The following is a 12,671-nucleotide window of genomic DNA, read 5'->3' on the forward strand; positions in this document are numbered from 1 at the left end:
GCGCGAGGGACGGGTGACCGGGCGGGTTTCGACGCCGCTTGTCCGTCGTTGGGACGTCGACATGAGAGCAGTTAAATTCACTGGGGCGGCGGTGGTCGCCGTCATCATCGTGATCGCGCTCCTGCTGGTGGTCGGGATCCCCTCGGGCTTCCTGACCTCGACGATTGCCTCGCGCGTCGAGCAGGCGAGCGGCTATCGCCTGTCGATCGACGGCACCACGAAGATCAGCCTGTGGCCGACGCTGAACGTCGCCTTGAGCGACCTCACGCTCCAGAACCCCAAGGACCGCAGCGGCATCACGCGCCTGACCATCGAGCGCGTGCAGGTCGACATGTCGTTGTCCAGCGCATGGTCGGGCCGTCCGAAGATCAGCGAGATCGTCGTCACCCATCCGGTGCTCTATTTGCCGATGCTGCGCGATCGCCTGCCGAATGCCGATGCATCGCCAGCGGCGCTTGCGCCCGACATGGATGGTGCGACCATCGACCGTTTCAAGATCAGCAACGGCGAAGTCGCATTCTCGCGCGTGCGCGATCGCGTCGACAGCCGCATCACGGCCATCAACGCCGACGCCATCATGGGCCGCGACCGCACGATCAAGGTCACCGGCACGGCGCGCATCAGCGAGCACCCGACCAGGTTCGACATCAAGGCGACCACGCCGGCGCCGCCGGTCGAGCGGCAGACCACGCCGGTGGATTTCGTCATCGACATGCCGGACGTGCTGTCCTCGCAGCTCGCAGGCCATGCCGAGCTGCGCCTCAACGGGCCGATGGTGATGATCAACGGCGTCAACGGCACGCTCGGCGATGGCGCCTTCAACGGCTGGGCCTCGGTCGACATTGCCAGCAAGCCTTTGGTGAAGGTCGATCTCGACTTCCAGCGGCTGACGATTCCGCTGGCAAAATCGCCCGAGGGCGCGACCGCGCAGCCCTGGAGCGATGCCCCGATCGATGTCTCCGGGCTCAACTATGTCGATGCGCAAATCAGGATCTCGGCCAACGAAGCCATCATCGGCCAGGCGCGCCTTGCGCCGCTGGCGCTCGATGCAAAACTCGCCGGCGGCATCTTGAAGACAGGCACCGCCAATCTCGGCGCCTATGGCGGCCAGGTCTCGGGCGAGATGATCCTCGATGCAACCTCCGGCGCACCGAGCTTTGCCATGCATTCCGACATCGTCGGCGTGCGGGCGCTGCCGCTGCTGCAGGGCCTTGCCGAGTTCGACCGGGTCGACGGCAAGATGCAAGCCAAGCTCGCTTTGCGCAGCGCCGGCCCCAGCCAGCGCGCGCTGATGGCGAACATGCAGGGCACGGCCTTCGTCACTTTCCAGGACGGCGCCATCCGCGGCATCAATGTCGCACAGATGATCCGCTCGCTGACGACCAGCAAGCTGTCCGGCTGGCAGGACAGTGAGGCAGGGAGCACCGAGCAGAGCACCGATTTGTCGCAACTCTCCGCCTCCTTCCGCATCGACAAGGGCCAGGCGGTGACGACCGATTTCAACCTGGTCGGACCGCTGGTGCGCATCACCGGCGCCGGCACCATCGCACTCGACACCAAGATGCTGGGCTTTCGCGTCGAGCCGAAGCTGGTCATGACCACCGAAGGCCAGGGCCGCACCTCCGAACCGGTCGGCTTCGGCATTCCCGTGATGATCTCGGGCTCCTGGTCGCAGCCGCAGATCTATCCCGACATGAGCGGCATGATGGACAATCCGGATGCCGCCTATGCCAAGCTGCGCGAGATGGGCAAGGGTCTGTTCGGGCCTGACGGCGCCGGGCTCGGTAACATGTTGAGCAATCTTGGTGGTAATTTTGGGCTCGGCGGCGCCGCGCCGGGCGGCGGCAACGCAGCAGGCAGCGCCAACCCGCAGATGAAGCTGCCGGGGCCGGACAGCCCACTCGGCCAGGCCATCGGCAATATGATCCAGCAGGGACTGTCCAACAGCCCTCTGTCCACCCCCCCTGGAACCGGCATCCGCAGCCGCGGCCTGCCGGGAACACCGACCACGCCGGCACCGCAGGCCTCGCCCGCGCCGCCGACCCAAGCCCCGTCGACCCAAGCCCAGCCGACTCAAGACCAGCCGACTCAAGACCCGCCGGTCGCGCAGCAGGACAGCCAGCCGATGAACGACGTGATGCGGCAGCTCTTCAATCGGTGATGTTCGGACCAACGCTTCCAGACTCCAATGCGGTCCTTACACCCGCACCCCCTCCACTTCTTCATCCGAACGGATGAGAAGGACGGCTGCGGCATTTGGGCCGCCGCCGGCCATCCCCGCCCGTCCCTTGTCGGCTCCTTGCCGGTTCCCTGGCCCAAATTGTGATAGAAGGTCGTAAGGGCCCGTGCGGCCCATAGCGCCGGCGTCCGTCGCGGCGCGAGAGGATCCGGATGGCAGGAGCGAAAGGCAAGATTCGGTTTCTGCGCGAGGGCCTGTTCGCCAAATACGTCGTCTCCCTCGTCGGCCTCGTCGTGTTCGTGCTCGCCGTCAACGGCGCGATGGAGACCTGGATCTCCTACCGCGCCACCACGACGTCGCTGACCGACGCCCTCGGGGACAAGGCGCAGGCCGCCGCAAGGCGCATGGAGCAGTCGGTCTCCGAGCTCGAACGCCAGATCAGCTGGGTGACGCGGGCAAGCCAGGACACGCTCGAGAAGCGCCGCGCCGACTACGCCCAGCTGCTGCATCAGGTCTCGGTCGTCTCCCAGCTGTTCCAGCTCAACGGCGACGGCCGCGAGGTGCTGCGCGTCTCGCGCCAATCGACCACGACCGGCAGCAATGCCGATCTCTCCCGCGACATGCGCTTCACCGACACGGTCGCGCGCGGGGTGAGCTATTCGCCGGCCTCTTTCGTCGATCAGAAGCCGGTGATATCGATCTCGGTGGCGCATTCCGGCTTTAATGCCGGCGTCACCGTGGCCGAGATCGATCTCTCTTTCCTCTCCGACTACCTCGCCGATGCCCAGCTCGGCAAGGCCGCCTTCGCCTATGTGGTCGACGCTCGCGGCCGCGTGCTCGCGACCTCGTCGAAGGGCCCCGATGTCGGCAAGGATCTGTCGAAGCTGCCGCAGGTCGCAGCCGCCATCGCCCCCGGCCGCGACGGCGATACGTTCGGCACCGACTTCAATGGCCATTCGGTGCTGACCGCCGCGAGCACCGTGCCGAAGCTCGGCTGGAACGTGCTGTTCGAGCAGCCGACCGCGCAGGCGCTGACGCCGATCCGCGACCAGCTCGTGCGCATTGCGCTGCTGATCGGCATGGGGCTGTTGGTCGCGATCCTCGCCGGCACGCTGCTGGCGCGCCGCATGATCATCCCGATCACGGCCTTGCGCAACGGTGCACACAAGCTTGGCGAGGGTGACTTCAGCCACCGCATCGACGTGCACACCTCCGACGAGCTGGAAGAGCTCGCCGGCCAGTTCAACCGCATGGCCGGCCAGCTCCAGGAGACCTATACGGACCTCGAGACCAAGGTCGAAGAGCGCACCCGCGATCTCGCGCAGTCGATCAACGAGCTGAAGGTGCTGGAAGAGGTCGGCCGCGCGGTCGCCGCCTCGCTCGACCTCAACGCCGTGCTGCCGACGATCGCCGCCCGCGCGCTGGAGATCAGCCATGCCGATGCGGTGCTGATCTACGGCTATGATGCGGACGCGCGCCGCTTCGACCTGGTCGAGGCCAACGGCATCGACAAATCGGCCGACGGCGCCCACATCACGATCGAGGAAGGCGAGAACATTTTGAGCGATGCCGCCAGGAGCGGCGAGCCGATCGCGCTTGCCGATCTCGACCACGCGCCCGAGCAGCCGCTGCGCGACGCCGCGGTCGATGCCGGCTTCCATTCGGTGCTGGTGGTGCCGCTGGTGGACCAGCAGGGCACGCTCGGCTCGCTGGTGGTGCTGCGCCGCGTCCGCGGCGCGTTCGAAGGCAGCCTCATCGGCCTGATGCGGACCTTCGCCAACCAGGCGGTGCTGGCGATGCGCAATGCGCGGCTGTTCACTGAAGTTGACCACAAGAGCCATGCGCTGGAGACCGCGCACGAGACCGTGCGCGACCAGGCCGACAAGCTGCGCGAGCAGACCGAGCAGCTCAAGGACTGGAACAAGTCGCTCGAAGAGCGCGTCGAGACCCAGCTCAGCGAGATCGAGCGGATCCGCAAGCTCGAGCGTTTCCTGGCGCCGCAGGTGGCGCAGCTGATCGCCTCCTCCGACAGTCCCGAGGGGCTGCTCACCAGCCAGCGCCGCGAGGTGACCGTGGTGTTCTGCGATTTGCGCGGCTTCACCGCGTTCACGGAAGCGACCGAGCCGGAAGAGGCGATGAACGTGCTGCGGGAATATCACGCCGCGCTCGGCACGCTGATCTTCAAATATGAGGGCACGCTCGACAAATATGCCGGCGACGGCGTCATGATCCTGTTCAACGCGCCGATCCAGTTCGAGGACCACACCAGGCGCGCCGTGAAGATGGCGGTGGAGATGCGCGACACCATCGGGCCGCTGACCGAGCGCTGGCGCAACCGCGGGCATAGCCTCGGCTTCGGCATCGGCATTGCGCTCGGCTATGCCACGCTCGGCCAGGTCGGCTTCGAGCAGCGGCTGGAATATGCCGCGATCGGCAGCGTCACCAACCTCGCCTCCCGCCTCTGCGGCGAGGCCAAGGCCGACCAGATCGTGGTCAGCCGCCGCGTCTACGGCATCGTCGAGCAATGGGTCGAAGCTCGCGCACTCGACGATCTCCAGCTCAAGGGGTTCAATCACCCCGTGCTGGCGATGGAGATTCTGTCCTGGCGCGAGGAGGTGGAGAACGTGGTGGATGCCTCGGCCGCAAGGCGGAGGGGGTAAGTTCTTTGTGGAACGGTCAGGAGCGCAGACTGTTTCTCCACGTCGTCCCGGCGAAGGCCGGGACCCATACCGCGGAATCTATCGACTACATGAGGTAGAAGTACCGATCGACCAATCTTCGCCAAACTGCACCCTGTGGTTATGGGTCCCGGCCTTCGCCGGGACGACATTGGAGGTTGAGGCGCCGGCGTTGCGAATGATCTCGCCTGCGAATTCCCCCACCTCTCTCACGAACCACCTCCCGCCTCCCCGCGACCAACGATCGCCTCAACGTCGAGGCTCAGATCCGGATGGAGACGATCGTGGCGTTTGTCTTGCCTTCGCGTGCGTATGATTTGCTGATGTTGGACCGTCCCGCTGAGCGTGCGCGCGACCATGGCTGGGTCTATGGCCTGCCGCCGGGAATCACGAGCGAGCAATGGCCGCTCGATCCCGTCACCGGCTATCCGCTGATGCACGGCTTTACGTTGAAACTGCCGGACGACTATCGCGTGCATGGCGAGGACATCGTCGCGGTGTCGTTCTTTGCCACGGCGCCCGACCACAATGATGGCGGCGCGCCTGACGATCCCGAGATTCGTGAAGCGGTGCAAGCGCGCCCCTCACATCCGCGCCTCTCCCGCATGACCGACATCCTCGATTACGAATATGCCGCGCTGCTGCTGACGGCGCGGGAGTATGACGGCGCATTCGCGACGCCGCCGGCGCCGCTTACGCTTGCCACCGCGGAGCGGCCGCGCTGGCTCGATGTCGGTGCCGCCAGCGCCTTCCATGAGGCCGCCGCGCCTTACGCCAAGAAGATGTTCGCCGGTCCGCCGCGCGCTGATCTCGCCGAGAACCGCGCGATTACGTCGACGCCGCGCGCGACCGATCCGAATGCCGGCAAGGGTCCGCAGGACGAGCACACCAGGCGCAACCCGCCGACCGGCTATCAGCCTTATTACTATTATGTCGGCGGCGTCCCGAGCCGCGACAATTTCCGCCTGCATGATTGGGGCAAGGACCACGCCCCCAACCATCTCGGCGGCACCATGCGGCCCTGCCAGCCCGTGCCGGAGATGAGCCCGTTCTACGTCGAGTTCGAGGAATATTTCGGCGGTTACAATTTCGGCGGCGGTAATGCGCAGCTCGATTTTAGGGATATGAAGTTCGACTGGGCGTGCGGGTAACGGGAAGGCAAACTACGTCCCCCGCTTCGGTCCGATCGCCTCGAAGGCCGCCTTCTGCTCGTCACTCAAGCCGGCCTCGAAATCGTCGAGCGCATCAGCGACGCCATTGACCGCTTGCAGCATCTTCTCCAGCCGTGCCTTGACGGCTGCGAGGCGGGCCTGCGGTGTCACGGCTGCCTTTGACGGGCAGGCGCTCAGCGTCTCCAGGGTACGCAGCGTGGTGTCCTGGAGCACGTCGAGGCGCGCGCGCGCGGTGTCGTCGAGGCGCAAGGAGGTGGCGATATCGCCGGCCGGCCATTGCTGCTGGACGAGCTGCTGGTACTGGCGCTGGGCCTGCTCGTCATAGCGGGGATCGCTGTCCGCCTCGCAGGCTGACGCCTGTGCGTCCTTGTGCTGGATCGATGCAAGCGCGGCGTGGCGCTCCTTCACCAGTGCATCGAGTTTTGATTTCTGATTGTCGTCGAGGAGATCGACGAATTTTGCCAGTGGCGGCGCGACGGCATCGGTGGCCTTGATCATCGCATCCAGGCGGGACTGCATCACGCCAAGGCGCTCCGGCGCGGTCGCTGGCGCTTGCGCCGGGCATGAGGCGCGGATCGTATCGCGCGCTGCTAGCCAGGCCGCGCTGAAATCATCGAGGGCGGTGCGCTGCATTTCGTTCGGCTGCACGGCGGCGATGATGCGCTCGACAGGCAGGCCACCGGTGTCGCTGGCGTCGCAGACATTCTCCACTGAGGGAATTCTTCGCGCGCGCCTGCCTTGCGGCGCGGTGTAGGCGGCGAGCTCAGGGGCCGCATAGGGTGCGAAGATCGCGGCATAGATATCGCCATAGCCATAGAGCGAGAGGCTGGTGGTATCGCCGAAGACGACTGCATTGGTGAGATCGTCATGCGCGAACGGCCAGAACACCGGACCGACCCAGCCATAGCTGCCGTCGGGATGCCGCCACCAGCCCTGCGGACGGCGGCCGCCATGCCAGCCCGACAGCGCGGCTCCTGCCGTCAGCGCCGCGCGCAAAATGTAGGGATTGGCCGGCTGGCCACGCTCGGCGCCGCGCGGATCATTACGGGGATCTTGCGACCGCAACGCAGCGTCACGGGTGCGGCCGCCACGCACCGCCATGCGGGCATGGCGCAGGCGCGACAGGCCGATCACGTGACCGACGGCGAAGCGCGCAACACCAAGCGGCCCGCCGCGCAATCCGAACTGCGCCTGGGCCGGATTCGGCAGCAGCACTGCCAGACCAATGAGCAGCGCGCCGGCCAGCGCTAGTCTCATGCGTGATCTCGGCATGACCACCGAGTTGACCACTGAGTTGACCACGTCTTGGTCCTCCTCCAGCGCGCATTGCGCCGCATGGAAAAGACGCGCGGCGGAACCAAAGGTTCCGGGGCGTGGCGGTCAAAGCGTCGCGGCGACCGCCCTCACTGCGCCTTTTGCGGCAGCACAAACGTCTGGCCGGGATAGATCAGATTGGGATTGTGGATCTTTTCGCGGTTGGCGTTGAGAATCACCGCGTAGCGCGCGCCGTCGCCGTAAGCGAGACGGCTGAGAGTCCACAGGCTGTCGCCGCGTGCGATGACTCGACTCCCACCCGCGTCCGCCGCAGCACCGTTGAAGACGTCCGAAGGCGAAGCCGATGCGACCGTCGCGCCCGCAGAGGCGGCTGGCGCTGTCGCCATGAGCCTGGGCTTCGCCGCGCCCATCATTCTGGGCCGAGCCGGCGCCGCGGCCAGGCGCGGGGACGGCAGGGACGCGACGACGTCCGATTTATCGACCGGCTTCTCAGCCTGCTTGGTCTCCTGTCTGGCGACGGGCGGTGCAACACGCACAGGCGGCAGGGCGGCTTCGGCGATCGTCACCGGCATGGTCCGGCTGGATTGCAAGACTGTGCCGTCCGGCGCCTTGGCGCGCAGGGTCAACTCATAGCTGCCGGCGGGAAGCTTTGGCGGGGTCATCACGAACTGGCCCGATGCATCGGCCACCACGGTGTCGAGCGGCTGGCCGTCGCGCAGCAGCTCGACCTTCGCGCCGGGGGTGGCCTGGCCCGCGATCACCGCCGCTTCACCGTGATCGTCGACGCGCGCCACGTCAAAACGGGGGCCGGAATCGGTTGCGGCCGGCGGCGGCTTGACCGGTGCGAGATCGGCGAGCGCGGCGGTGACCTGCCTCTCGGTCTCGGCGAGCGCACCCGTCTTCGGTGCGTCGGCCGGCGCGGGCGGTGCAACAGCAGCGAGCTTCGGTTCTTCAGCCTTTGGCGCTGCCTTGGCTTCAGGTTTGGTCTCAGGCTTGGCGGCGACGGCGATCTCGGTGTTCCCTCCGCCCGGCAGCAGGCGACGCAGCTCGGTGGGACCGACCACCAGCACGGTGCCGACCAATGCGAGCAGACAGAATGCAATGAAGGCCTTGGACGCAGTGATCATCAGACTTCAAACCTTAAGTCGCAAATCAGCCCCGGCAAATTGCGCCGATTTGGCTGCGGCAGCAAGACAGTCGATGGGATGAACCGAGCTGGCCCCGTCGGCGTCAAATGAGCGAGGCCGCGCTTGCGGCTATTTTTTGCGACCATTTTTCAAGGGATTTTTCCCGTGACCCTATTTTGCCGTCCCGCACCATTTCTGGCGCTTGTCCTGACGCTCGTCGCCGCCCCCGCGCTTGCCGCCTCCGGGCCGCCGCCGGGCTACATCCTCACCGACAATGCCGATCTCGCCTTCACCTCGCCTGACGGCGCCACCAAGCTCGAGCAGTACATGAAGGACGGCGGGGATTGGGACGTCAAATGGCAGGTCTGGGCGCGGCACGGCGAGCAGATGACGGAGCTGAAGCCGGAGCAGGGCTATGGCGCCGGCTTCCGCTGGACCCCCGATTCGCAATGGCTGGTGCGGATGCAAAAGACCGGCTCAGGTGAGCAGGATCTCTATCTCTACCATGTCGAGAACGGTACCCTCGCGAGCGCGACAAAGAAGTCGCTCAGCGATCTCGCCTGGGCCTATTTCTACGGCCGGCCGGAGACAAAGAACTTCGCCAAGCTCGACTACCACATCTCGGCCAATCTCGTGAAAGGCACCGAAGAGGCCTATCGCTGGCTCGACGTGACGTGGCCCGACAACCGTTACCTCGTGATCTCGCTCGGCGGCGAGTATGACAAGCATCCGAAGAACGTCGCCGTGAAGGGACTGGGCGGCTGGCAATGCCGCTATGATCTCGTGACCGGGACGTTCGACGTGCCGGCGATGTTCGCCAAGGCGAATGCGGCGGCGCTGAAATGGGAGATCCGGCGGCAGTGAGGGATTGGAGTTTCGCAAAAACCTCGAAAACAACCCCATGCACAGTAGAACGGCCGCTGTAATCGCATCACTTTTTCCTCCCCCGGCCAACAAGCCACCCCCCTGACTTTGTGCCGATTCATACTTCCCTAACCCTCACTGGTAACGGGGTCTTGGCGGTTTTGCTGCATCTTGCATCCCAGCGGAGGGCTGGATGGGCGCATCAATTCGATGGACCGCGCGGTTGCGCGCGTTGCTCCGCCGTTGGCGGGGCGCGCCGCTGACGTGGCTGATCGTCGGCGGCTTCGTGCTGATGGCCGCAACCGCCGTCGGCACCGGGCTCACCGTCGACCGCTTCCGCCAGAACGCGATCGAGAGCGGCCGCGACAGCCTGGAAAGCGCGGTACGGCTGCTCACCCGCCATTTCGACCGCGAATTCGCGGATTTCGCGGTGCTCCAGAAGAGCGTCATCGCCGAGCTCGAAAGCCATGGCATCGAGTCCGCCGACCTGTTCCGCAGCCAGATGAGCACCCTCGCCATGCACGAGGTGCTGCGCGCCAAGGCCAGCGGCTGGTCCGACGTCGCCGGCGCCAATGTGTTCGATTCCAATGGCGTGCTGATCAATTCGTCGCGGCGCTGGCCGGTTGCCGACATCTCGGTGTCAGACCGCGGCTATTTCAACCGGCTCAAGAACGATCCGATTGCGCAGGAAGAGATCGAGGTCGTGCCCGGCCGGTTCGGCAATGGTCCGGCGATCGTGATCGCGCGGCGCGTGTCCGGCCCGCATGGCGAATTCCTCGGCATAGTCTCGCGCGCGATCGCACCGGAGCAGCTCGAATCGTTCTTCGCCTCCACCGGCCTCGGCGATGATTCCTCGATCGCGATGCACCACCAGAACGGCCAGCTGCTCGCGCGTGTCCCCCATGTCGACGACATGATCGGAAAGAACTACCGCACCGGCTCGCCCGAACAGAAAGCCGTGTTCGAACGCACCTTCGTCACGACCCAGCTCGCAAGCCCGTTCGACGGCAAGGACCGGATCGTCGCCTCTCGCCTCCTCACCGGCGAGCCGCTGGTCATCGTCGCCACCAAGTCGCTGGACGCGACACTCGCCACCTGGCGCACGCAAACGAAATTCTTCGTCACGGTGGCCGTGCTGTCGATCGGCCTGCTGGCGCTGACGCTGTTCCTGATCTTCCGCCAGATGACGGGCCGGCTCTCGGTGGAGAAGCAGCGGCTCGACACCGCGCTGAACACCATGACACAGGGCCTCCTGATGTTCGATCAGGACGAGCGGCTCATCGTCTGCAATCGCCGCTACATCGAGATGTACCGGCTGTCGACCGCCGTGGTGAAGCCCGGCGTCCATTTCCGCGACGTGATCCAGCACCGCGCCGACACCGGCTCGTTCGAGGGCGACGTCGACAGCTATTGCGACGGCATCTTGAGCAGCGTTGGGCAGACACAGAGCTCCATCGTGGAGACGTCCGACGGCCGGCTGATCGAAATCAAGAACCAGCCCGGCACCGCCGGCGGCTGGCTCGCCACCCATGACGACGTCACCGAGCGCATCCGCGCCGACGAGCGCATCGCGCATATGGCGCATTACGACGCGCTGACCGACCTGCCCAACCGCGTGCTGATGCGCGGGCATCTGGAGCGGCGCGTGGCGGAGCTCAGCCAGGGCAATCCGTTCGCGATCCTCTATATCGACGTCGACGAGTTCAAGGGCGTCAACGATTCGCTCGGCCACGAAGTCGGCGACGAGCTGCTGCGCCAGGTCGCGAACCGCCTGCGCGCCTGCGTCAGCGGCAACGATCTGGTGGCGCGGCTCGGCGGCGACGAGTTCGCGATCATCAAGGCCGGCACCTGCGACCAGGCCGAGTTGACCGCGCTCGCCGAGCAGATCCTGACGACGTTGCGCACGCCGGTGGACTGCAAGGGCCAGGAGATTGCGACCGATGCCAGCATCGGCATCGCGATCGCGCCCGACCACGGCGACAATCTCGACGATCTGCTCAAGCGCGCCGATCTGGCGATGTATGCGGCGAAATCGGAAGGGCGCGGCACCTTCCGCATCTTCGTGCCCGAATACGACGCCAAGGCCAGGCTGCGCCGCCAGCTCGAGTTCGATTTGCGGCAGGCGCTCGTCCGCGGCGAGTTCGAGGTGCACTACCAGCCGCTGGTCGATCTGGCGGCCAATGTCGTCACCGGCTGCGAGGCGCTGCTGCGATGGCACCATCCGGAGCGCGGCATGGTCTCGCCCGCAGACTTCATTCCGGTCGCGGAAGACACCGGCCTGATCAGTGAGATCGGCGAATGGGTCTTGCGGCAGGCCTGCACCGAGGCGGCCTCCTGGCCCGGCGATATCCACATCGCGGTCAACGTCTCGCCGGTGCAGTTCCGTTCCAAGACGCTGGCGCTGAAGGTCGCCGCCGCACTTGCGGAATCAGGCCTGGCGCCGGGGCGGCTCGAGATCGAGATCACCGAAACCGTGCTGATCCGCGACGATGAGGAGGCGTTGACGATCCTCCAGCAGCTGCGCGAGCTCGGTGTGCGCATTGCGCTCGACGATTTCGGCACCGGCTATTCGTCGCTGAGCTATCTGCACCGTTTCCCCTTCGACAAGATCAAGATCGACCGCAGCTTCATCAGCGACATCGGCGAGCCCGAGGATTCCTCGCCGATTGTCCAGGCCGTGGTGCACATGGCCGCGGCCCGCCACATGGCGACGACGGCCGAAGGCGTCGAGACCGAGGCCCAGCGCGACGTGCTGCGAAAACTCGGATGCAGCCAGATGCAGGGCTGGCTGTTCAGCCCGGCCGTGCCGGCGGCGAAGTTGAAGCAGTTGCTGTCGAAGCAGGCGGCGGCGGCTTAAGGCGCGGCAAACCGCACGACGGCTTCATGGGTTGACGTCCGCTTACGATCGCTTGAGCCCCTGAGAGACGCGTGATACAAGAATTCCTCGGGCCTTTGACAACCGCCCGATGAGCCTCCGCAGCCAAGCGTTGTTTCGCTCCAATACGGAGGTGAAACATGCCTTGCGGCAATTCAATAAGCACTCTCGATGCAGGGTCTCCATCCTTTCGGGTTTCCAGATGGTCCTGGAACAGCCCGTTGTCGTGGTTCGTTGGAATAACACTGGAGTGGGAACGACGATCCCAGTACAGGCAGCTTCTCGAACTTGATGACCGGCTGCTCGCCGACATGGGCTTATCGAAGACCACCGTTGAAGAAGTGCGCAGGTCTCCATTGTACCTGGCTGCGTGGCGCGATAGCCGATAGCTGTTCGACGTCCACGTTGGGTCAGAAAGCGAAATTCCGGCGCGACCAGCGAATGTTTCCGTTGGCTCCGAGAGCGGACAGCTCTCGGAGTGGCCGAAGGCGTCGAGACCGA

At 65.6% G+C, this 12,671-nt stretch carries 8 protein-coding genes; 6 read left to right on the forward strand and 2 right to left on the reverse strand.

What is annotated here, in order from left to right; genetic code table 11:
* Positions 1 to 61: 61 nt before the first annotated feature.
* From UP06_RS12135 to UP06_RS12145, 3 genes are all read left to right on the forward strand, one after another.
* Positions 62 to 2,161, forward strand: a complete 2,100-nt coding sequence (locus tag UP06_RS12135; protein WP_045001033.1) for an AsmA family protein — start codon at positions 62 to 64, stop codon at positions 2,159 to 2,161.
* A 230-nt stretch (positions 2,162 to 2,391) separates the two neighbouring features.
* Positions 2,392 to 4,839, forward strand: a complete 2,448-nt coding sequence (locus UP06_RS12140) for an adenylate/guanylate cyclase domain-containing protein (protein ID WP_045002813.1) — start codon at positions 2,392 to 2,394, stop codon at positions 4,837 to 4,839.
* A gap of 341 nt (positions 4,840 to 5,180) precedes the next feature.
* Complete coding sequence (locus UP06_RS12145; RefSeq protein ID WP_245305457.1) at positions 5,181 to 6,008, forward strand: hypothetical protein; 828 nt, start codon at positions 5,181 to 5,183, stop codon at positions 6,006 to 6,008.
* Between the two features lie 12 nt (positions 6,009 to 6,020).
* On the opposite strand, the gene UP06_RS12150 is transcribed toward UP06_RS12145, so the two are convergent.
* Positions 6,021 to 7,286: a Spy/CpxP family protein refolding chaperone gene (locus tag UP06_RS12150; protein ID WP_245305458.1), complete on the reverse strand. Its 1,266-nt coding sequence runs from the start codon at positions 7,284 to 7,286 to the stop codon at positions 6,021 to 6,023.
* 146 nt (positions 7,287 to 7,432) lie between these two features.
* On the reverse strand, positions 7,433 to 8,431 hold the full coding sequence (locus UP06_RS12155) for a LysM peptidoglycan-binding domain-containing protein (protein WP_045002814.1): 999 nt from the start codon (positions 8,429 to 8,431) through the stop codon (positions 7,433 to 7,435).
* 165 nt (positions 8,432 to 8,596) lie between these two features.
* On the opposite strand from UP06_RS12155, the gene UP06_RS12160 reads away from it, so the two are divergent.
* The 3 genes from UP06_RS12160 to UP06_RS39810 all read left to right on the forward strand — a co-directional run bounded on the left by UP06_RS12160 (position 8,597) and on the right by UP06_RS39810 (position 12,559).
* Positions 8,597 to 9,295, forward strand: coding sequence for a TolB-like translocation protein (locus tag UP06_RS12160; protein ID WP_045002815.1), 699 nt, complete (start codon positions 8,597 to 8,599; stop codon positions 9,293 to 9,295).
* Between the two features lie 193 nt (positions 9,296 to 9,488).
* Positions 9,489 to 12,152: a bifunctional diguanylate cyclase/phosphodiesterase gene (locus tag UP06_RS12165; RefSeq protein ID WP_045002816.1), complete on the forward strand. Its 2,664-nt coding sequence runs from the start codon at positions 9,489 to 9,491 to the stop codon at positions 12,150 to 12,152.
* 158 nt (positions 12,153 to 12,310) lie between these two features.
* On the forward strand, positions 12,311 to 12,559 hold the full coding sequence (locus tag UP06_RS39810; RefSeq protein WP_082081374.1) for a DUF1127 domain-containing protein: 249 nt from the start codon (positions 12,311 to 12,313) through the stop codon (positions 12,557 to 12,559).
* Positions 12,560 to 12,671: the final 112 nt, after the last annotated feature.

It is taken from the genome of Bradyrhizobium sp. LTSP857 (assembly GCF_000938285.1).
Lineage (GTDB): Bacteria > Pseudomonadota > Alphaproteobacteria > Rhizobiales > Xanthobacteraceae > Bradyrhizobium.

Coding starts and splice junctions, on each gene's coding strand:
- UP06_RS12135 (WP_045001033.1), top strand. CDS start 62: ATGAGAGCAGTTAAATTCACTGGGGCGGCGGTGGTCGCCGTCATCATC.
- UP06_RS12140 (WP_045002813.1), top strand. CDS start 2,392: ATGGCAGGAGCGAAAGGCAAGATTCGGTTTCTGCGCGAGGGCCTGTTC.
- UP06_RS12165 (WP_045002816.1), top strand. CDS start 9,489: ATGGGCGCATCAATTCGATGGACCGCGCGGTTGCGCGCGTTGCTCCGC.
- UP06_RS12145 (WP_245305457.1), top strand. CDS start 5,181: ATGTTGGACCGTCCCGCTGAGCGTGCGCGCGACCATGGCTGGGTCTAT.
- UP06_RS12155 (WP_045002814.1), bottom strand. CDS start 8,431: ATGATCACTGCGTCCAAGGCCTTCATTGCATTCTGTCTGCTCGCATTG.
- UP06_RS39810 (WP_082081374.1), top strand. CDS start 12,311: ATGCCTTGCGGCAATTCAATAAGCACTCTCGATGCAGGGTCTCCATCC.
- UP06_RS12150 (WP_245305458.1), bottom strand. CDS start 7,286: ATGAGACTAGCGCTGGCCGGCGCGCTGCTCATTGGTCTGGCAGTGCTG.